Here is a 19,810-nt window from a genome sequence, read left to right on the forward strand (position 1 = left end):
GTCCGACTGTCAAAAAAATCGCCACGGAAGCGGATTGCCCGGATCGAATTTTCGTATTTACTCAAGCTGGATCGCCGGGCGGGAGGCTCGACCGGCGCGCGGCCATGCCATGGCCGGGTCGGCTGTCTCTGATCGTTGGAGGACTTTAGGATGTTCGCGAAGATGATGGGCGTCGCCGTGGCCGCGATGCTGGCCGCTGCACCGAGCCTCGCGCAGGAGCTGAAGCCCGCGGTGGTCTATGGCACCGGCGGCAAGTTCGACAAGTCGTTCAACGAGGCGGCCTATGCCGGCGCCGAGCGGTTCAAGACCGAGACCGGCGTCGAATACCGCGATTTCGAGCCGACCGGCGATACCCAGGGCGAGCAGGCGCTGCGCAACTTCGCCTCGCGCGGCTTCAACCCGGTGGTCGGCGTCAGCTTCGCCTGGACCTCCGCGATGGAGAAGGTCGCGGCCGAGTTCCCCGACACGAAGTTCGTCATCGTCGACGCGGTCGTGGACCTGCCGAACGTGCGCTCGGTGGTGTTCAAGGAAGAGGAAGGCTCCTATCTCGTCGGCCTCGTCGCCGGCCTCAAGTCGGAGACGAAGAAGGTCGGCTTCGTCGGCGGCATGGACATTCCGCTGATCAGCCGCTTCGCCTGCGGCTATGCCCAGGGCGCCAAGGCGGCCGACGCCAACGCCGAGATCTTCCGCAACATGATCGGCACCACGGGGGCCGCCTGGAACGACCCGGTGCGCGGCGGCGAGCTCGCCAAGTCGCAGTTCGACCAGGGCGCGGACGTCGTCTACGCCGCGGCCGGCGCCTCCGGCCTCGGCGTGCTGCAGGCCGCCGCCGACGGCGGCAAGTTCTCGATCGGCGTCGATTCGAACCAGAACTTCCTGCACCCGGGCTCGGTGCTGACCTCGATGATCAAGCGGGTCGACGTCGCCGTCTACCAGGCGTTCAAGGACGTGCAGGACGACAAGTTCACCCCCGGCATGGTCTCGCTGGGCCTTGCCGAAGACGGCGTCGGCTGGGCGCTCGACGACAACAACGCGGCGCTGATCACCGACGACATCAAGGCGGCGGTCGACAAGGCGAAAGCCGACATCATCGCCGGCACGGTGATGGTGCACGACTACATGAAGGACAACGCCTGCCCGTTCTGAGCCGGCCGGGAAGTGGCGGGGCGCGGGTCGTTCGGCTTCATGCCTGACGCCCCCGCCCCACCTCATCCTGAAAAGCGCGCGCAAGCGCGCGTTTCGAAGGACGGGGGTGGCCCGGATGCCATGCCCCAGTGCCCGAGGGGCTGCCTCGCCCTTCGAGATGGCCCTTCGGGCCTCCTCAGGATGAGGCAGGGTGGGCGCGTTGCCCGAGTGAACGCGGCGACCGGCGCGTCGGCGGCAGGCCGTGGCCTCCGACCGGCCGGCGGACCAGGTCCAGGCGGTGATTTCAGCAGGAGGCCGGAGCCGATCTTGACCCAGACCGCAGCCGCGCCGCCCGCCATCGAACTCGTCGGCATCGACAAGAGCTTCGGCCAGGTCCACGCCAACCGCGACATCAACCTCGCCGTCGCGGCCGGCTCGATCCACGGCATCATCGGCGAGAACGGCGCCGGCAAGTCGACGCTGATGTCGATCCTCTACGGCTTCTACCAGGCCGACCGCGGCGACATCCTGATCGGCGGGCAAAAAACCGTGATCCGCGACAGCGCCGCGGCGATCGCCGCGGGCATCGGCATGGTCCACCAGCACTTCATGCTGGTCGAAAACTTCACGGTGCTGGAAAACGTCATGCTCGGCGCCGAGGGCGGCGCGACGCTCGCCCGCGGCACGGCGGCGGCGCGCGAGGAACTGAAGCGGATCGAACGCGAATACGGCCTCGACGTCGACCCCGACGCGGTGATCGAGGAGCTGCCGGTCGGCCGGCAGCAGCGCGTCGAGATCCTCAAAGCCCTGTTCCGCGGCGCCGAGATCCTGATCCTCGACGAGCCGACCGGCGTGCTCACCCCCGCCGAGGCCGACCACCTGTTCCGCATTCTGAAAGTGCTGAAAGAGCAGGGCAAGACGGTGATCCTGATCACGCACAAGCTGCGCGAGATCATGGCGATCACCGACACCGTCTCGGTGATGCGGCGCGGCGAGCTGGTGGCGACCCGGCGCACCGCCGAGACCACGGTGGAAGAACTCGCCGAGCTGATGGTCGGGCGCCGGGTGCTGCTGCGCGTCGACAAGGGCCCCGCGGCGCCGCGCGAGGTGCGGCTTGGCGTCGAGAATCTCACCGTGCGCGACGGCCGCGGCGTCACCATGGTCGACGACGTCTCGTTCGCGGTGCGCGCCGGCGAGATCGTCGGCATCGCCGGCGTGGCGGGCAACGGCCAGTCGGAACTGCTCGAGGCGATCGCCGGCATCCGGCGGCCGGCGTCGGGCACGATCACGCTCGGCGGCAAGTCGGTCGGCGGGCTCGATCCGGCGGCGCTGCGCCGGCGCGGCCTCGCGCATGTGCCCGAGGACCGCCACCACATGGGCCTCGTGCTGCCGTTCGAGGAAAACGAGAACGCCATCCTCGGCTATCACGGCGCGCCGGAATATTGCCGCGGGCCGTTCCTCAGTCTCGACGCCATGCGCCGCGACGCGAAGGCGAAGATCGAGAAATACGACATCCGCCCGCCGAACTGCCGGCTGCGCACGGCCAATTTTTCCGGCGGCAACCAGCAGAAGATCGTGCTCGCCCGCGAGATCGAGCGCGACCCCGACGTGCTGATCATCGGCCAACCGACCCGCGGCGTCGACATCGGCGCGATCGAGTTCATCCACCGCCGCATCGTCGAGATGCGCGACGCCGGCAAGGCGATCCTTCTGGTGTCGGTCGAACTCGACGAGATCCGGGCGCTCGCCGACCGCATCCTCGTGATGTTCGCCGGCCGCGTCGTCGGCGAGGAACGGCCCGACTGCGGCGAGCAGACGCTCGGCATGATGATGGCCGGGGTTTCCGGCGGACAGGGGGCGTCCGCATGAGCAGACCGTTCGGCCAGTTGCCCGGCTGGGCCGACTACGTCCTGATGCCGGTGCTCAACCTCGGCGTCGCCTTCGGCATCTCGGCGCTCGTCGTGCTGTTCATCGGCGAGAGCCCCTGGGAAGCGCTGACGACGATGCTCGACGGCGCGCTCGGGCGCGGCGAAGGCATCGGCTATACGCTGTTCTACGCCACCAACTTCATCTTCACCGGCCTCGCCGTCTCGGTCGCCTTCCACTGCGGCCTGTTCAACATCGGCGGCGAGGGGCAGGCCTATATCGGCGGGCTCGGGGCGGCGCTGGTGGCGCTGGCCTTCGATCAAGTGCTGCCGTGGTGGCTGACCGCCCCGATCGCCATCCTCGCGGCGGCGAGCTTCGGCGCGGCCTGGGCGCTGATCCCGGCCTGGCTGCAAGCGACGCGCGGCAGCCACATCGTCATCACGACGATCATGTTCAACTTCATCGCCGCGGCGCTGATGGTCTACCTGCTCGTCAACGTGCTGAAGGTGCCGGGCGCGATGGCGCCCGAAACCCGCACCTTCGCCGCGGGCGGGCAACTGCCGAAGCTCGGCTGGCTGCTGGAGCTGTTCGGGCTGAAGATCGGCGCGGCGCCGTTCAACGTCTCGTTCCTGATCGCGCTGGTCGCCGCCTTCGGTGTCTGGGTGCTGATCTGGCGCACGCGCTTCGGCTACGAGATCCGCGCCACCGGCATCAGCCCGAGCGCCGCGATCTACGCCGGCATCCCCTATGTCCGCCTCGTCGTCGTCACCATGCTGATCTCCGGCGGGCTCGCCGGGATGATGGCGCTCAACCCGGTGATGGGCGACGCGCAGCGGCTGCAGGTGGAGTTCGTCGGCGGCGCCGGCTTCGTCGGCATCGCGGTGGCGCTGATGGGGCGCTCGCACCCGCTCGGCATCGTGTTCGCGGCGATCCTGTTCGGCGTGCTCTACCAGGGCGGCGCCGAGCTCGCCTTCTGGATCCCGACCATCTCGCGCGACATGATCATCGTGATCCAGGGGCTGGTGATCCTGTTCGCCGGCGCGCTCGAGCACATGTTCCGCCCGGCGCTGGTCGCGCTGTTCGCCCGCGCCATCCCGGCGCGCGCCGGCTAGAGGAGGGAGCGATGGAAGCCTTCGACACCCTCGTCCTGATCCTCGCCTCGACCATGCGCCTCACCGTGCCGCTGCTGCTCGCGGCGCTGGCCGGCCTCTATTCCGAGCGCGCCGGCGTGTTCGACATCGGCCTCGAGGGCAAGATGCTGGCGGGCGCCTTCGCCGCGGGGGCGACGGCGGCCGTCACCGGCTCGGCCTGGGCCGGGCTCGGCATGGCGGTGGTGGTGGCCGTCGCGCTGTCGCTGGTGCACGGCTTTGCCTCGATCACCCACCGCGGCAACCAGATCGTCTCCGGCGTCGCGATCAACTTCGTCGCCGCCGGGCTGACGGCGCTGCTCGGCCAGGCGTGGTTCCAGCAAGGCGGGCGGACGCCGCAGGTTTCCGGAGATGCGCGGTTCAGCCCGATCGTGCTGCCGTTCACCGAGGAGATCGCCGCCGTGCCGATCCTCGGCCCGGTCTACCGTAGCCTGCTGTCGGGCCAGAACCTCCTCACCTGGATCGCCTTCCTCGCCGTGCCGCTGTCCTTCTACGTGCTCTATCGCACCCGCTTCGGCCTGCGCCTGCGCGCCGTCGGCGAGAACCCGGCGGCGGTGGATACGGCGGGCATCTCGGTGACCTGGCTGCGCTACCGCGCCGTGATCATCTGCGGCGTGCTGACCGGGCTCGCGGGCACCTATCTCGCCATCGCGCAGTCGGCGAACTTCGTGAAGGACATGTCGGCCGGCAAGGGCTACATCGCGCTCGCCGCGCTGATCTTCGCGAAATGGAAGCCGGTGCCGGTGATGTTCGCCTGCCTGCTGTTCGGCTTCCTCGACGCCGTCGCGATCCGCCTGCAGGGCACCCCGGTGCCGTTCATCGGCACCGTGCCGGTGCAGATCTTCCAGGCGCTGCCCTACGTGCTGACCGTGATCCTGCTCGCCGGCTTCATCGGCACCGCCGTGCCGCCGAAGGCGGGCGGGGTGCCGTACACGAAGGAGCGGTGAGGCGGAGGGGCGGAGGTTTTTGAGGGTCCGCGCCCCCTCATCCGGCCTTCGGCCACCTTCTCCCGCGAGGGGAGAAGGGAATTCTGGCGAGGCCTTACTTCTGCTGCGGCCTCCTAACCCGGCGATTCAGACCGTGGTGGTCCCTTTGCGCCGAGCTCTCCTAACCCCTTCTCCCCTCGCGGGAGAAGGTGCCCGAAGGGCGGATGAGGGGGCGACGGCCTCTCAATCGAAAATCCCCCTACCCGTCCACCCGGCCGATGATCTCCGGCCCGCCGTCTGCTCCCGCCTCGTCCAACCGGTAGGCCGCCTGCAGCGCCGCGGCCGCCATGTCCGCGTCCACCAGGCTGCGCGCATGCACCACGCCGAGCGGCGCCTCCTTGCCGACCCTCGCCCCGAGCCCCGCGAGCCCGGTGAAGCCGACGGCGGGGTCGATGCGGTCGGCGGGGGTGCGGCGGCCGCCGCCGAGGGCAACGACGGCGACGCCGATGTCGCGGGTGGCGATCGCCGCCACCCGGCCGGGGCGGAGCGGCAGGACCGGGCGGCGGACCGGGGCGGCATCGAGGTAGTGCGACGGGCGCTCGACGAGATCGGCCGGACCGCCGAGGGCCGCCACCATGCGGGCGAAGACCTCGGCGGCGCGGCCGTCGGCGAAGCTCTCCTCGATCGCCGTGGCGGCGGACTCCCGGTCGGCGGCGAGGCCGCCGAGCACCAGCATCTCGGCGCCGAGCGCGACGGTGACGGCCCAGAGCCGCCGGTCGATGCGCCGGCCGGTGAGGAAATCGATCGCCGCCCGCACTTCCAGCGCGTTGCCCGCCGCCGAGCACAGCGGCGCGTTCATGTCGGTGATCAGCGCCGTCGTCGGCAGGCCGGCGCCGTTGGCGACGCCGACGAGACTGTCCGCCAGCGCGCGGGCGTCCGCCTCGCTCGCCATGAAGGCGCCGGAGCCGCATTTGACGTCGAGCACGAGGCCGCCGAGGCCGGCGGCGAGTTTTTTCGACAGGATCGAGGCGGTGATGAGGTCGATCGATTCGACCGTGCCGGTGACGTCGCGGATCGCGTAGATGCGCCGGTCGGCGGGGGCGAGGTCGTCGGTCTGGCCGATGATGGCGCAGCCGACCTCGCGCACCACGCGGCCGAGCAGCGCGGCGTCCGGCTGGCTGCGGTAGCCGGGGATACTGTCGAGCTTGTCGAGCGTGCCGCCGGTGTGGCCGAGGCCGCGCCCCGAGATCATCGGCACGAAGCCGCCGCAGGCGGCGATCGCCGGGGCGAGCAGCAGCGAGACGGTATCGCCGATGCCGCCGGTGGAGTGCTTGTCGAGCACCGGGCCCGGCAGGTCGCGCCAGCCGAGCACCGTGCCGGAATCGCGCATCGCCAGCGTCAGCGCGACGCGCTCGTCCCGGTCCATGCCGCGGAAGAACACCGCCATCGCAAAGGCGGCGACCTGCTCGGCCGAGACGCGGCCGTCGCCGAGCCCGCCGACGATTTCCGCGATCTCGGCGGCGCTCAGCCGGCCGCCGTCGCGCTTCTTGCGGATGATCTCCTGCGGCAGCATGGCCGATCCCTCCCGAACTGGCGTTTCGCCAGTTCTAGCCCCGGGACCGGCCCGCCGTCATCAGTAGGCGGCAGCCGGTGTGCTGCCGTCGCGGCCCTCGATCCGGGCGACGAGCGCGTCGAGCAGGCCGCTGGCGCCGAAGCGGAAGGTGGCCGGCATCGCCCAGTCCGGCCCCATGATGCGGCCCGCGAGGGCGAGGTAGGCGGCGGCGTCCTCGGCCGTCTTGACGCCGCCGGCCGGCTTGAAGCCGACGGGACGGCCGCTGGCGCGGATCGCCTGCAGCATGATCTCGGCGGCGTCCAGCGTCGCGTTGACCGTCACCTTGCCGGTGGAGGTCTTGATGAAATCGGCGCCGGCGGCAATCGCGAGGTCGGCCGCATCGCGGATGCGGGCGGCATCGGCGATCTCGCCGGTCTCGAGGATCACCTTCAGGATCGCCCGGCCGCCGATCGCCTCGCGCACGCGCATCACCATGGTCTCGGCATAGCCGGCGCGCTGGGAGAGGAACGCCCGCCAGGGCAGCACGAGGTCGATGTCGTCGGCGCCGTCGGCGAGCGCCGCCCGCGTCTCGGCGAGCGTTCCGGGGATGTCCTCGCCGCCGGCGGGAAAGTTCACCACGGTCGCGACCCGCACCCCTGTGCCGGCGAGCGCCGCCTTCGCCTGCGCCACGAAGCGCGGATAGAGGCAGACGGCGGCGACAGAGCCGTGCGGCGTCACCGCCCGGGCGCAGAGCGCGTCGATCGCCGTCGGCGTGCAGCCGTCGGAGAGATCGGTGAGGTCGAGCAGGGCGAGCGCGCGGCGCGCCGCATCGGCCGCCGCCGTCGAAGCCACAGCCGTCATGCCGTCACCGCCCCGCCGCGGCGTAGGCCGCGACGACCTTCGGCAGCAGCCGGGCGAGCTTTTCGGCGCCCTTCGGCGCAACGGCCTTGGTCTCGGCGTGCGAGAGCTCGTTCCCGGAGAGGCCGGCGGCGAGGTTGGTGATCGCCGAGACGGCGGCGACCTTGAGGCCGAAGAAGCGGGCGAGGATCACCTCGGGCACCGTCGACATGCCGACGGCATCGGCGCCGAGGATGCGCGCGGCGCGGATCTCGGCCGGCGTTTCGAACGACGGGCCGGAGAACCACATGTAGGTGCCCTCGGCGAGCTTGATGTCCTCTTCCGCGGCCGCGGTGCGGAACAGCGCCTGCAGGTCGGGGTCATAGGCGTTCGTCATGCCGACGAAGCGGCGCTCGGACTCTTCCTTGAACAGCGGATTGGTGCCGGCGAAGTTGATGTGGTCGTTGATGAGCATCAGTTCGCCCGGACCGACCTCCGGATGCAGGGTTCCGGCCGAGTTGGTCAGGATCACCGCCGAACAGCCGAGCGAGGCGAAGGTCTCGATCGGCGCGCGCATCGCGGCCGGATCGCCGTGCTCGTAGTAGTGGATGCGGCCCGACAGCACGCAGACGTCGACGCCGGCGATCTTGCCGACGATCAGGTCGCCGGCATGGCCGGACACCGTCGACATCGGGAAGCCCGGCAGGCGGGCGAAGGGGATATGGACCGCGTCTTCGATCGAACGGGCGAACTCGCCGAGGCCCGATCCGAGCACGAGGCCGACGCGGTAGTCACCCTTGCGGGCTTCGAGGACGGCGTTCGCGGCGACGGCGCCGAGGTGCTGACTCATTCACGTCCCTCCAGGGAAAAGCCCTCCGGCAGCAGCGACGCCATCGTGAAGCTGGCGTGCGCGCCGTCGGGCGCAAAAACGGTGACGGTGGTGTCCGGCCCGGCAAATTCCGCGAGCCGCTGGCGGCAGCCGCCGCACGGCGTGCAGAACCGCCCGCCGGGGATGCGCGGCGCGACGACGGCGACCGCCGTGATCGTGCGGCCGCCGGCCATGATCATGTGGGCGATGGCCGAGGTTTCGGCGCACCAGCCCTCCGGATAGGCGGCATTCTCGATGTTGCAGCCGGCATGAACGCGGCCGGTCTCGTCCGCGATCGCCGCACCGACGTGGAAGTTGGAGTACGGCGCGTGCGCCTTCGCGCGGGCGGCGACGGCGGCGGCGTGCAGCTCATCGAACAAGGCCAAGGGAACCTCCGTCAGTTGGTAAGGCAGCCTGACGAAACCGGGTGCCGGGCGCATGGGTAGGCCGGTTTTGCCGCGGCCGCAAGTTCACTTTCGCGGGAGGCGGCGGGCGTCGGGCGCGCCTGCCGCGGGGTATTCGCCCGCGCCGGAGCGCCTCAGCCGGGCAGTTGCAGCAGGGCGAGGCCGGCGACGGCGCTCAGCGTCAGCGTCGCCCCCATGCCGAGCCGGAACCGGTGCATCGCCACCACCGCGGCGACGGAAAGCACCGCGGCGCGCCAGTCGATCGAGGCGAGCACCGGCACCTCCGGCCCGCGCCCTGGACCAAGCAGCGGCAGCGTCACCACCTCGCGGAACACGACGTGCAGGGCGAACCAGAGCGCGAGGTTGAGGATGACACCGACCACCGCCGCGGTGATCGCCGACAGGGCGGCGGCGATGCGCCGGTTGCCGCGCACCGCCTCGACATAGGGGCCGCCGAGGAAGACCCAGAGGAAGCACGGCGCGAAGGTGACGAAGGTGGTGAGCAGGGCGCCGAGCGTGCCGGCGAGCAGCGGATCGAGCCCGCCCGGCGCGCGGTAGGCGGCGAGGAAGCCGACGAACTGCAGCACGAGGATCAACGGGCCGGGCGTCGTTTCCGCCAGGCCGAGGCCGTCGAGCATCTCGGCCGGCCGCAGCCAGCCGAAGCCCTCCACCGCCGCCTGGCCGACATAGGCGAGCACGGCATAGGCGCCGCCGAAGGTGACGACGGCCATGAAGCTGAAGAAGCCGGCGATGCTGCTCCAGACACTGGCTGGCCCGGTGAGGAGGACGAGCGCGGCGAGCGGGCCGAGCCAGACCGGCAGCCAGACGGCGAGGACACGCAGTGCCCGCGTGGCCGACGGGCGGGTGTGGCCCAGCCCGCCTGCGGCATAGATCCGGTCGACGAGACCATCCTCGCCGCCCGCGATGTCGCCGGGTTTCGCCACCGCGCCGAACAGCGCCGGAGCGCCCCGCGCGCCGATCCAGCCGGCGAGGCCGGCGCCGAGCACGATCAGCGGAAACGGCAGGTCGAAGACGTAGATCCCGACGAAGGCGGCGGCGGCGATGGCGATCATGGCGCGGTTGGCGAGCGCGCGCCGGCCGATGCGGATCACCGCCTCCACCACGACGGCGAGCACCGCCGCCTTGACGCCGAAGAACAGCGCATCGACCAGCGGCAGGTCGCGCCAGAGCACGTAGGCGAGGCTGAGGGCGAGCATGACGGCAGCGCCCGGCAGCACGAACAGCAGGCCGGCGACGAGGCCGCCGGCGGTGCGGTGCATCAGCCAGCCGATATAGGTCGCGAGCTGCTGCGCCTCCGGGCCGGGCAGCAGCATGCAGTAGTTGAGCGCGTGCAGAAACCGCGCCTCGCCGATCCAGCGCCGCTGTTCGACCAGTTCCCGGTGCATCAACGCGATCTGGCCGGCGGGACCGCCGAAGCTGAGCAGCCCGATCTTCGCCCAGACGCGGGCGGCCTCGGCAAGGGTGGGGAGGCGGTCGTCGGGGGGGATCGGGTGGGGCGTGGACAGGGCGGGGGCTCCGAGGGGTGGGCGGACTTTTGCGGGTTTGCGTGACATGGCGGTGACGGGGAGGCAAGGAAGGCGTGAATGGGCCGAGACACGTCACCGGAACATTTTTTTCGCAACGCCGTCTTCGCCGCCCACCCCTCTCCCTGTCCCTCCCCCACAAGGGGGGAGGGGACGCCGGATTTCGCCGACGTTCGTCTCATGACGTTGCAGACCGGTGAGAGGTTGCAAGAGAACAAGCGCCCGCGTTCTTCGTCCCCTCCCCCCTTGTGGGGGAGGGACAGGGAGAGGGGTGGGCCCCGGTCCGCAGCCGGCGTCGCGCCCTCCCCTTGCATGGAGCGCCGGCCGGGGCGACAACGCGGCGATGTCCTTGCCCACCGCCCCTTCCCTGCCGATCGATGCCGTGTTGCCGGAGCTCGTCGCGGCGCTGGCGCGGACGGAAAAGGCCGTGCTGGTGGCGGCGCCCGGCGCCGGCAAGACGACGCGGGTGCCGCTGGCGTTGCTGGCGGCGCCATGGCGCGGCGACGGGACGATCCTGCTGGTCGAGCCACGCCGCATCGCGGCGCGCGCCGCGGCGCGGCGGATGGCGGAGACGCTGGGGGAGAGGGTCGGCGAGCGGGTCGGCTACCGGGTGCGGCTCGACGCCGAGGTGTCGGAGGCGACGCGGATCGAGGTGGTGACCGAGGGCCTGTTCACCCGGCGCATCCTCGACGATCCGGAGCTTGCCGGCGTCGCCGCGGTGATCTTCGACGAGTTTCACGAGCGCAGCCTCGACGGCGACTTCGGCCTTGCGCTGGCGCTGGAGGCGGCCGCGGCGCTCAGGCCGGAGCTGCGCATCCTGGTGATGTCGGCGACGATCGACGGCGCGCGGGTGGCGCGGCTGCTCGGCGACGCGCCGGTGATCAGCTCCGAAGGCCGCGCGTTCCCGGTCGAGACCCGGCACGTCGCGCGCGATCCGGCGCTCAAGCTGGAAGACCAGGTGGCGGCGGTGATCCTCCGGGCCCTCGGCGAGGATCCGGGCTCGGTGCTCGCCTTCCTGCCGGGACAGGCGGAGATCCGCCGCACCGCCGAGCGGCTCGGCAGCCGGCTGCCGGCGGACACCGAGATCGCGCCGCTCTATGGCGCGCTCACCGCCGCCGAACAGGACCGGGCGATCCGGCCGGCGGCGCCCGGACGGCGCAAGGTGGTGCTGGCGACCTCGATCGCCGAGACCTCGCTCACCATCGAGGGCGTGCGCATCGTCGTCGATGCCGGCTATGCGCGCGGGCCGAAATACGAGCCGGCGACGGGGCTGACCAGACTCGAAACGACACGGGTCTCGCGGGCCGGCGCCGACCAGCGCCGCGGCCGTGCCGGGCGCACCGAGCCCGGCGTCTGCTGGCGGCTGTGGGCGGAAGCGCAGACCGGGGCGCTCGCCGCCTTCGACCGGCCGGAAATCCTCGAGGCCGACCTCGCCGGCTTCGCGCTCGACCTCGCCGTCTGGGGATCGGCCGATGCGGGGGGGCTCGCCTTCCTCGACCCGCCGCCGGCGGCGGCCTTCACGGAGGCGCGGGCGCTGCTTGCCGACCTCGGCGCGCTCGATGCGGACGGGCGGGTGACAGCGGCGGGGCGGCGGCTCGCCCGGCTGCCGCTGCACCCGCGCCTTGCGCACATGGTGGTCGCCGCCGGGCCGGAGGGCGACGGCCGGCTCGCCGCCGAGATCGCGGTGCTCGTCTCCGAACACGGGCTCGGCGGCGACGGCACCGACCTCGCCGACCGGCTGCGGCGGTTCCGCGCCGAGCGGGGTCCGCGCGCCGACGATGCGCGGGCGCTGGTGCGGCGCTTCGCGCGGCTCGCGGGCGGCGACGGCAGCGGGGCCGGCGCCGGCGACGAGGCGCGGCTCGGCCGCCACCTCGCCCGCGCCTATCCCGACCGGGTGGCGCAGGCGCGCGGCCGGCGCGGCGAGTTTCGCCTCGCGAACGGCCGCGGCGGCGCGCTGCCCGAAACCAGCCCGCTGGCGGGAAGCGCGTTCCTCGTCGTCGCCGACCTGACCGGCCCGGCGCAGGCGTCGCGCATCCGGCTTGGCGCAGCGATCGAGGCGGCGGAGGTGGAGGCGCTGTTCGGGACCCGCATCCGGCGCGAGGAGACGCTGCGCTTCGACGCGGCGGCGCGGGCGGTGCGGGCGCGCGTGGTGCGCCGGCTCGGCGCGCTGGTGCTGTCGGAAGAGCCGCTGGCCGAGCCCGACCCCGGCGCGGTGGCCGCGCTGCTCGTCCGCGAGGCGGCGGCGCGCGGCCTCGACCGGCTGCCGTGGACGAAGGAGCAACGGGCGCTCCGGGCGCGGGCGACGTTCCTCGCCGCGACGATCGGCGGCGACTGGCCGGATCTTTCCGAATCGGTGCTCGCGGCCACCGCGGAAGATTGGCTGGCGCCGCAGATCCACGGCAAGGCGCGGCTCGACGCGATCGACGCCGACGACCTCGGCCGCGCGCTCGACGGGCTGCTGCCGTGGGCGCGGCGGCGCGAGATGGAGGCGCTGCTGCCGTCGCACTTCGACGCGCCTTCGGGCTCGCGGCTGCCGATCGACTACGGCGCCGAGAACGGGCCGGCGCTGGAAATCCGGGTGCAGGAACTTTTCGGCCTCGACCGGCATCCGAGCGTCGCCGGCGGCAAGCTGCCGCTGCTGCTCGTGCTGCTGTCGCCGGCGCATCGGCCGATCCAGACGACGCGCGACCTGCCCGGCTTCTGGCGCGGCTCGTGGAAGGACGTCGCGAAGGATCTCAAGGGCCGTTACCCGAAGCACCCCTGGCCGGACGACCCGCTGGCGGCGCCGGCGACGAGCCGGGCCAAGCCGCGCGGGACGTCGTGATTCGAAAGGACGGCGCGGCGCGCGCTTCCGCCATCCGTAGACTTACGTAATGAAAGAGGATGACGGGCGGTTGCCGCAGAATTCATAGACGCACAAACACCTACGGACCTGTGCCCCGGACGAAATTAGCCAATTGTTAGCTCTGATCGCTCAATTTCTGGTCATCATAACAACTCGTCTTCCATCGACCGGAAACTGGAACAGGACCATGCGCTTTCAGGATATCAAGATCGCCTACAAGATCGCAGCGGTCGTGCTGCTGATGGGAGCCGTGTCGGTCTTTTCCGCGGTCTATGGCGGCGACAAGATGATCGAAGTCGATACTGCCAATACCGCCGTGATGAACGGAGAGTATACCGCTGCGCTCGAGATCGCGCGCGCCAACCAGCGCGTCTACCGCCTCGGCGACGTCGCCTACCGCTCGTTTTCGCGCAACGAACCCGACCAGATCCGGGAGATCCTGAAGCGCTTCGCCGACGTTCGGGGCGAGTTCGTCGAGCGGCTCGACACCGCCGTCGCCGCGGACCCCGAGCTCGCCGCGACGCGAGACTCCTATCTCGGGCGATTCGACCAGGTGATCGCGACCGCCGAAGCCAGCGTCGCCTTCGCGATCGACGGCAATCGCGACGAGGCGCGCAAGCGGCTGCAAGAGAACTTCGACCCGGCCCTGACCTCGCTGCGTGACGAGATGCGGCAGAAGATGGAAGGCCTCATCGACAGCGCCCACGAGGCGTCCGACGCCGCAACGGTCATGGCGCACGACGCGGCGAACCTCAACTACATCGTGGTCGGCAGCGCCCTGATCGGCGCCCTCGGCCTCGGCATCGGCGTTGCCGTGTTCGCGATCTCGCGGCCGCTGCAGAACACCGCCAAGATCATGGAGCGGCTCGCCGCCGGCGACCTCGCCGTCGACATCACCGGCCGCGACCGCAAGGACGAAGTCGGCCTGATGGCGCGTTCGGTCGAGGTGTTCAAGCAGAACGCGATCGCCGTGAAGGCGCTGGAGACGGAACAGGAAGCTGCCAAGGCCCGCGCCGCGGCCGAGCAGAAGGCCGCGATGAACCGCATGGCCGACGACTTCGAGGCGGAAGTGATGGGCATCGTGCGCACGGTGTCGGCCGCCGCGTCGCAACTGCAGCAGAACTCCGCCGCCATGAGCGCTGCCGCCGAGGAGACGAACCGGCAGTCGAACGCCGTCGCCGCCGCCTCGGAACAGGCCTCGGTCAACGTGCGCACCGTGGCCGCCGCGGCTGAGGAACTGTCGAGCTCGATCGGCGAGATCGGCCAGCAGGTCACCAACGCCGCGACCGTCTCGGGCCGCGCCTCCGACCAGGCCCAGGCGACCAGCACCGCCGCGGCCGGCCTCGTCGCCAATGCGCAGCGCATCGGCGAGGTGGTGAACCTCATCAGCGAGATCGCGGCGCAGACCAACCTGCTCGCGCTCAACGCCACTATCGAGGCGGCGCGCGCCGGCGAGGCCGGCAAGGGCTTCGCGGTGGTCGCGACCGAGGTGAAGAACCTCGCCGCGCAGACCGCCAAGGCGACCGGCGAAATCTCGGCGCAGATCGGCGCCGTGCAGGCCGGCACATCCGACGTCGCCGGCGCGATCGCGATGATCGGCGGCACCATCAAGGAGATCAACGAGATCTCCTCCTCGATCGCCTCGGCGGTGGAAGAGCAGAACGCCGCGACCGGCGAGATCGCCCGCAACGTCGACGAAGCGGCGCGCGGCACGACGGAAGTCTCCACCAACATCGTCGGCGTCAGCAAGGCGGCGGACGACACCGGCCGCGTCGCCGGCCAGATCACCTCGGCCGCGAGCGACCTCGCCCGCCAGGCCGAAGCCCTGCGCACCCAGGTCGACGGCTTCATCCGCCGGGTGCGGGCCGCCTGAGGACGGGATTGGGTTGACGGATCGAAGCGGCGCCGGAGCGATCCGGCGCCGCTTCTTTATGGTGGTGGGGCTGGGCTCTGCCGTGCGGCCTCCCCCCTCCCTGTCCCTCCCCCGCTTCGCAGGAGAGGGGACGATGGGCGATAAGCCTTTCGAACAACGGTCGTTTCGCCGAATCGAAGCGTTGCTGAAGATGGTGCCCTAACCTCCTTCGTCCCCTCTCCTGCGAAGCGGGGGAGGGACAGGGAGGGGGGAGGCCACGCGGCACGATCCTGCCGATCCGTTGGCCAGCCTGCGAGATGGGCGACCTGGGTCCGCCCCCTCACACCGTCATCCAGCGCCGCACTTCCTGCTCGTTCATCGAGGCCTTGGTGCCCGAGAGCACCACCTCGCCGCGGTCCATCACCGCGAAATGGTCGGCGAGATCGCGGGCGAACTCGAAATACTGCTCGACGAGCACGATCGCCATGGTGCCCTGGCCGCGCAGGAACTCGATGGCGCGGCCGATGTCCTTGATGATGGAGGGCTGGATGCCCTCGGTCGGCTCGTCGAGGACGAGCAGGCGCGGGCGGGTGACGAGGGCGCGGCCGATGGCGAGCTGCTGCTGCTGGCCGCCGGAAAGATCGCCGCCGCGGCGCCGCAGCATGGATTTCAGCACGGGGAAGAGGTCGTAGACCGTGTCGGGGACGTGACGGTCTCGGCGCGCGATCGGGGCGTAGCCGGTCTCGAGGTTTTCCTTCACGGTGAGCAGCGGGAAGATCTCGCGGCCCTGCGGCACGATCGCGATGCCCTTGCGGGCGCGGTCGTGCGGCGCGAGCTTCGAGATGTCCTCGCCTTCCCACATGATCCGGCCGGCACTGATCGGCTTCAGCCCGACGATCGAGCGCAGCAGCGAGGTCTTGCCGACGCCGTTGCGGCCGAGCACGCAGGTGACCTTGCCGACCTCGGCCGTCACCGACACCTGCTTCAGCGCCTGGGCGGCGCCGTAGTGGAGATTGATGTTCTCGACGCTGAGCATCTTCCGCCTCTTTCCTTCCGTCAGCCCGTGCCGAGCGGCCCACCCCTCACCCCAACCCTCTCCCACAAGGGGAGAGGGGGCTCCGCAAGGTCCGTGCAGGGCGGCAGGGACCGAGCTTCAGAATGTTCACGACCGCCGAATCCGGCGCCCCCTCCCCCCTTGTGGGGGAGGGTCGGGGAGAGGGGTGAGGCCGCGAGCCGCGGCGCTCGCCGCCCTCCCCTCACCGCCCGAGATAGACCTCGATCACCTTCGGGTTGCTGCTGACGACGTCGAGCGAGCCCTCCGCCAGCACGGAGCCTTCGTGCAGCACCGTCACCTTGACGCCGAGGTCGCGGACGAAGGTCATGTCGTGCTCGACGACGACGACCGACTGGGTCTCGGCGATCTTGCGAAGCAGGATCGCGGTCTCGGCGGTCTCGTCGTCGGTCATGCCGGCGACCGGCTCGTCGACGAGCAGGAGTTTCGGCTCCTGTGCCAGCAGCATGCCGATCTCCAGCCACTGCTTCTGGCCGTGGCTGAGGTTGGCGGCGAGCCAGCTGCGGCGCTCGGTGAGGCGGATCGTGGCGAGGATCTCGTCGATGCGCTGGTATTCGGCCCTGGTGGTCTTGTGCACCAGGGTCGAGAACGGGCCGCGCTTGGCGCGCAGCGCGAGCTCGAGGTTGTCGGCGACCGTATGGCTCTCGAACACCGTCGGCTTCTGGAACTTGCGGCCGATGCCCATGATGGCGATCTCGGCCTCGTCGTGCCGCGTGAGGTCGACGCGGCCCTCGAACAGCACGTCGCCGCTGTCGGGGCGCGTCTTGCCGGTGATGATGTCCATCATCGTGGTCTTGCCGGCGCCGTTCGGGCCGATGATCGCGCGCATCTCGCCGGGGGCGAGCACCAGCGACAGGCCGTTGATCGCCTTGAAGCCGTCGAAGGAGCGGTGGACGTTGTCGAGATAGAGCAGCGAGCCCTCGGCGATGGCGGCGTCGGTCATCGGGCTTACTCCGCGGGCTTGGGATCGAGGGCGACGGCGGCCGGCGCGGCGGCCCGGCGCTCGCGCCAGGAGGCGGCGGCGAGCTGGACGGTGCCGACGATGCCCTTCGGCAGGAACAGCGTGACGAGGACGAACAGCGCGCCGAGGGCGAACAGCCAGACCTCGGGCAGCGCCGCCGTGAACCAGGTCTTGCCGAAGTTGACCAGCACCGCGCCGATGATAGGGCCGATCAGCGTGCCGCGGCCGCCGACGGCGACCCAGATCACCGCCTCGATCGAGTTGGCGGGATCGAATTCCGACGGGTTGATGATGCCGACCTGCGGCACGTAGAGGGCGCCGGCGACGCCGGCCATCATCGCCGACAGCGTCCAGACGAACAGCTTGTAGTGCTCGACCCGGTAGCCGATGAAACGGGTGCGGCTTTCCGCGTCGCGCACCGCGATCAGCACCTTGCCGGCCTTGGAGCGCACCACGGAGCTGCAGATCCAGAACGAGAGCGCGAGGGAGAGCGCGGTGGCGGCGAACAGGCCGGAGCGGGTTTCGGCCGACTGGACGTTGAAGCCGAGGATGTCCTTGAAATCGGTCAGGCCGTTGTTGCCGCCGAGTCCCATGTCGTTGCGGAAGAAGGCGAGCAGCAGGGCGAAGGTCATCGCCTGGGTGATGATCGAGAGGTAGACGCCGGTGACGCGCGAGCGGAAGGCGAACCAGCCGAACACGAAGGCGAGCAGGCCGGGCACCACGACGACCATGATCGCGGCGAACCAGAACATGTCGAAGCCGTGCCAGAACCACGGCAGTTCTTGGTAGTTCAGGAACACCATGAAGTCGGGCAGCACCGGGTCGCCGTAGACGCCGCGCGGGCCGATCTGGCGCATAAGGTACATGCCCATCGCGTAGCCGCCGAGGGCGAAGAAGGCGCCGTGGCCGAGCGAGAGAATGCCGCAGTAGCCCCAGACGAGATCGAGCGACAGCGCGAGCAGCGCGTAGCAGAGGTACTTGCCGAACAGCGCCAGGGTATAGCCCGGCACGTGGAACGGGCTCGACGGCGGCACCACGAGGTTGAGCACCGGCACCAGAATCGCGATGGCGACGAGCAGGGCGACGACGATGCCGGCGCGGCGGTCGAGGCCGTTGAGGATGAAGTGCGTGATCATGCTTCGATCGACCTGCCCTTGAGAGCGAAGAGCCCGCGCGGCCGCTTCTGGATGAAGAGGATGATGAAGACGAGCACGAAGATCTTGCCGAGCACGGCGCCGGCGTAGGGCTCGAGGAACTTGTTGGCGATGCCGAGCGTCAGCGCGCCGACCAGCGTGCCCCAGAGGTTGCCGACGCCGCCGAACACCACGACCATGAAGCTGTCGATGATGTAGCCCTGGCCGAGGTTCGGGCTGACGTTCTCGATCTGGCTGAGCGCGACGCCCGCAATGCCGGCGACACCCGAGCCGAGGCCGAAGGTCATGGCGTCGATCCACGGCGTGCGGATGCCCATGGCGCTCGCCATCTGGCGGTTGGCGGTGACGGCGCGGGTCTGCAGGCCGAAGGGCGTACGCTTCAGGAGGGCCATCAGCGCGAAGAAGACGAAGATGGCGAACACGACGATCCAAAGTCGGGAGTAGGTGATCGAGATCAGCCCGACGTCGAACGAGCCCGACATCCACGACGGGTTGCCGACCTGCTGGTTCTGCGCGCCGAATCGCGAGCGGACGGCCTGCTGCAGGATCAGCGAGATGCCCCAGGTGGCGAGCAGCGTTTCCAGCGGCCGGCCGTAGAGGAAGCGGATGACACCGCGCTCGATGGCGACGCCGATGGCGCCGGCGACGAGGAAGGCGAGCGGCAGGGCGATCAGCAGCGAAAAGTCGAACAGGCCCGGGGCATACATCCGGATCTGCTGCTGCACGACGAAGGTGGTGTAGGCGCCGATCATCACCATCTCGCCGTGCGCCATGTTGATGACGCCCATCACGCCGAAGGTGATGGCGAGCCCGATCGCGGCGAGCAGCAGCACCGAGCCGAGCGAGACGCCGAACCAGATGTTCTGGCCGGCGTTCCAGAGCGCGATCGTCGTGTTGACGTCGTCGACCGCAGCCTGGGCGGCGACGCCGACCTCGCCGGGGGCGGCGATGTACTGGGTCAGGATCGACAGCGACTCGCGGTCGCCGCGGCCGGCGATGGTGGCGATCGCCGCCACCTTGTCGGCCTCGGCTGCATCGGAATTAAGCACTGCGGCGGCGCGTGCCTCCTGCATCACCTGCAGGATGCCGGCGTCGGTCTCCTCGGCGATCGCGGCGTCGAGCGCGGGAATCGTCTCCGGATCGCGGGTCTTCATCACCGCCTCGGCGGCGGCGCGGCGCGTGACGGGGTTGTCGCTGAGCAGGGTCAACGTGCCGATTGCGGCCTGGATGGTTCGGCGCAGGCGGTTGTTGACGCGGATCTTGGTATAGGCGGCCGACGGCTCGGTGCCGATCTCGGCGCGGGTGACCGGGTCGGTCAGCACGAGGTCGCGGCCGGCGGCGCGGCCGATCACCACCTGCTTGCTGGTCTTGCCGACGAAGAGGTTGCCCTCGCCGAGCGCCCCCAGCACGGCGGCGACGCGGTCGTCGCCGGTGAAGGCGAGCGCCTTGATCGCGTCCTCGGTTTCCGAGAAGCCGCGCGCGGCGAGCGCGTCGACCAGCAGCTTCAGCTCGGCGTCGGTGGACTGGGCGGCGGCCGGCATCAGCACGGCGGCGAAAAGGGCGACCACGAAGGTCAGCCGGATCACGAGGGCAGCCAGAAGGTCGCGGGTTTTCGACATGGGGCCCTGCTCCGGTCACTGCACGGTTCGTCGCGAT

General features: G+C 70.6%; 15 protein-coding genes. 6 read left to right on the plus strand and 9 right to left on the minus strand.

Annotation, left to right across the window (positions count from 1 at the left end):
* Nucleotides 1-150 precede the first annotated feature (150 nt).
* From I5731_RS12220 to I5731_RS12235, 4 genes are all read left to right on the plus strand, one after another.
* On the plus strand, nt 151-1,146 hold the full coding sequence (locus tag I5731_RS12220; RefSeq protein WP_197311654.1) for a BMP family lipoprotein: 996 nt from the start codon (nt 151-153) through the stop codon (nt 1,144-1,146).
* A gap of 306 nt (nt 1,147-1,452) precedes the next feature.
* Entirely contained in the window at nt 1,453-2,994 is a 1,542-nt protein-coding gene (locus tag I5731_RS12225) for an ABC transporter ATP-binding protein (RefSeq protein ID WP_235981727.1), read from the plus strand.
* A complete protein-coding gene (locus tag I5731_RS12230; RefSeq protein WP_197311656.1) occupies nt 2,991-4,103 on the plus strand; it encodes an ABC transporter permease in 1,113 nt (370 codons plus the stop codon). The genes I5731_RS12225 and I5731_RS12230 overlap by 4 nt, the downstream gene beginning before the upstream one ends.
* A gap of 11 nt (nt 4,104-4,114) precedes the next feature.
* Nucleotides 4,115-5,086 carry an ABC transporter permease gene (locus tag I5731_RS12235; RefSeq protein ID WP_197311657.1) on the plus strand — a complete coding sequence of 324 codons (972 nt, stop codon included), beginning with the start codon at nt 4,115-4,117 and terminating at the stop codon, nt 5,084-5,086.
* Between the two features lie 238 nt (nt 5,087-5,324).
* Here I5731_RS12235 and deoA read toward each other — a convergent pair whose 3' ends face one another.
* The 5 genes from deoA to chrA form a co-directional block, all read right to left on the minus strand.
* Nucleotides 5,325-6,638: a thymidine phosphorylase gene (deoA, locus tag I5731_RS12240; RefSeq protein ID WP_197311658.1), complete on the minus strand. Its 1,314-nt coding sequence runs from the start codon at nt 6,636-6,638 to the stop codon at nt 5,325-5,327.
* A gap of 60 nt (nt 6,639-6,698) precedes the next feature.
* On the minus strand, nt 6,699-7,469 hold the full coding sequence (deoC, locus tag I5731_RS12245) for a deoxyribose-phosphate aldolase (RefSeq protein WP_407941841.1): 771 nt from the start codon (nt 7,467-7,469) through the stop codon (nt 6,699-6,701).
* 13 nt (nt 7,470-7,482) lie between these two features.
* Nucleotides 7,483-8,304 carry a purine-nucleoside phosphorylase gene (locus I5731_RS12250; protein WP_197311660.1) on the minus strand — a complete coding sequence of 274 codons (822 nt, stop codon included), beginning with the start codon at nt 8,302-8,304 and terminating at the stop codon, nt 7,483-7,485.
* The gene (gene cdd / locus I5731_RS12255; protein ID WP_328838716.1) at nt 8,301-8,708 is read right to left on the minus strand and encodes a cytidine deaminase; all 408 of its coding nucleotides are present in this window, start codon (nt 8,706-8,708) and stop codon (nt 8,301-8,303) included. The genes I5731_RS12250 and cdd overlap by 4 nt, the downstream gene beginning before the upstream one ends.
* 152 nt (nt 8,709-8,860) lie before the next feature.
* On the minus strand, nt 8,861-10,300 hold the full coding sequence (chrA, locus tag I5731_RS12260; RefSeq protein ID WP_197311662.1) for a chromate efflux transporter: 1,440 nt from the start codon (nt 10,298-10,300) through the stop codon (nt 8,861-8,863).
* Nucleotides 10,301-10,613: 313 nt separating this feature from the next.
* On the opposite strand from chrA, the gene hrpB reads away from it, so the two are divergent.
* Together hrpB and I5731_RS12270 are read left to right on the plus strand one after the other, a co-directional pair.
* Nucleotides 10,614-13,094 (plus strand): ATP-dependent helicase HrpB, encoded by a 2,481-nt coding sequence (gene hrpB, locus I5731_RS12265; RefSeq protein WP_197311663.1) that lies wholly within the window; start codon nt 10,614-10,616, stop codon nt 13,092-13,094.
* A gap of 208 nt (nt 13,095-13,302) precedes the next feature.
* A complete protein-coding gene (locus tag I5731_RS12270) occupies nt 13,303-14,988 on the plus strand; it encodes a methyl-accepting chemotaxis protein (RefSeq protein ID WP_197311664.1) in 1,686 nt (561 codons plus the stop codon).
* A gap of 319 nt (nt 14,989-15,307) precedes the next feature.
* Here I5731_RS12270 and urtE read toward each other — a convergent pair whose 3' ends face one another.
* The 4 genes from urtE to urtB all read right to left on the minus strand — a co-directional run bounded on the left by urtE (nt 15,308) and on the right by urtB (nt 19,773).
* A complete protein-coding gene (urtE, locus tag I5731_RS12275; protein ID WP_197311665.1) occupies nt 15,308-16,003 on the minus strand; it encodes an urea ABC transporter ATP-binding subunit UrtE in 696 nt (231 codons plus the stop codon).
* A 220-nt stretch (nt 16,004-16,223) separates the two neighbouring features.
* Nucleotides 16,224-16,982 carry an urea ABC transporter ATP-binding protein UrtD gene (urtD, locus tag I5731_RS12280; RefSeq protein ID WP_197311666.1) on the minus strand — a complete coding sequence of 253 codons (759 nt, stop codon included), beginning with the start codon at nt 16,980-16,982 and terminating at the stop codon, nt 16,224-16,226.
* Between the two features lie 5 nt (nt 16,983-16,987).
* On the minus strand, nt 16,988-18,136 hold the full coding sequence (gene urtC / locus I5731_RS12285; RefSeq protein ID WP_197311667.1) for an urea ABC transporter permease subunit UrtC: 1,149 nt from the start codon (nt 18,134-18,136) through the stop codon (nt 16,988-16,990).
* A complete protein-coding gene (gene urtB, locus I5731_RS12290) occupies nt 18,133-19,773 on the minus strand; it encodes an urea ABC transporter permease subunit UrtB (protein ID WP_197311668.1) in 1,641 nt (546 codons plus the stop codon). Before urtB ends, urtC begins: the two co-directional genes overlap by 4 nt.
* Nucleotides 19,774-19,810: the final 37 nt, after the last annotated feature.

It is taken from the genome of Methylobrevis albus, from assembly GCF_015904235.1.
Taxonomy (GTDB): Bacteria; Pseudomonadota; Alphaproteobacteria; order Rhizobiales; family Pleomorphomonadaceae; genus Methylobrevis_A; species Methylobrevis_A albus.

What these genes read in the sequence shown, in the direction of transcription:
- I5731_RS12220 (WP_197311654.1), top strand. Translation starts at nt 151, where the DNA reads ATGTTCGCGAAGATGATGGGCGTCGCCGTGGCCGCGATGCTGGCCGCT.
- I5731_RS12230 (WP_197311656.1), top strand. Translation starts at nt 2,991, where the DNA reads ATGAGCAGACCGTTCGGCCAGTTGCCCGGCTGGGCCGACTACGTCCTG.
- I5731_RS12235 (WP_197311657.1), top strand. Translation starts at nt 4,115, where the DNA reads ATGGAAGCCTTCGACACCCTCGTCCTGATCCTCGCCTCGACCATGCGC.
- deoA (WP_197311658.1), bottom strand. Translation starts at nt 6,638, where the DNA reads ATGCTGCCGCAGGAGATCATCCGCAAGAAGCGCGACGGCGGCCGGCTG.
- I5731_RS12250 (WP_197311660.1), bottom strand. Translation starts at nt 8,304, where the DNA reads ATGAGTCAGCACCTCGGCGCCGTCGCCGCGAACGCCGTCCTCGAAGCC.
- chrA (WP_197311662.1), bottom strand. Translation starts at nt 10,300, where the DNA reads ATGTCACGCAAACCCGCAAAAGTCCGCCCACCCCTCGGAGCCCCCGCC.
- hrpB (WP_197311663.1), top strand. Translation starts at nt 10,614, where the DNA reads ATGTCCTTGCCCACCGCCCCTTCCCTGCCGATCGATGCCGTGTTGCCG.
- I5731_RS12270 (WP_197311664.1), top strand. Translation starts at nt 13,303, where the DNA reads ATGCGCTTTCAGGATATCAAGATCGCCTACAAGATCGCAGCGGTCGTG.
- urtE (WP_197311665.1), bottom strand. Translation starts at nt 16,003, where the DNA reads ATGCTCAGCGTCGAGAACATCAATCTCCACTACGGCGCCGCCCAGGCG.
- urtD (WP_197311666.1), bottom strand. Translation starts at nt 16,982, where the DNA reads ATGACCGACGCCGCCATCGCCGAGGGCTCGCTGCTCTATCTCGACAAC.
- urtC (WP_197311667.1), bottom strand. Translation starts at nt 18,136, where the DNA reads ATGATCACGCACTTCATCCTCAACGGCCTCGACCGCCGCGCCGGCATC.
- urtB (WP_197311668.1), bottom strand. Translation starts at nt 19,773, where the DNA reads ATGTCGAAAACCCGCGACCTTCTGGCTGCCCTCGTGATCCGGCTGACC.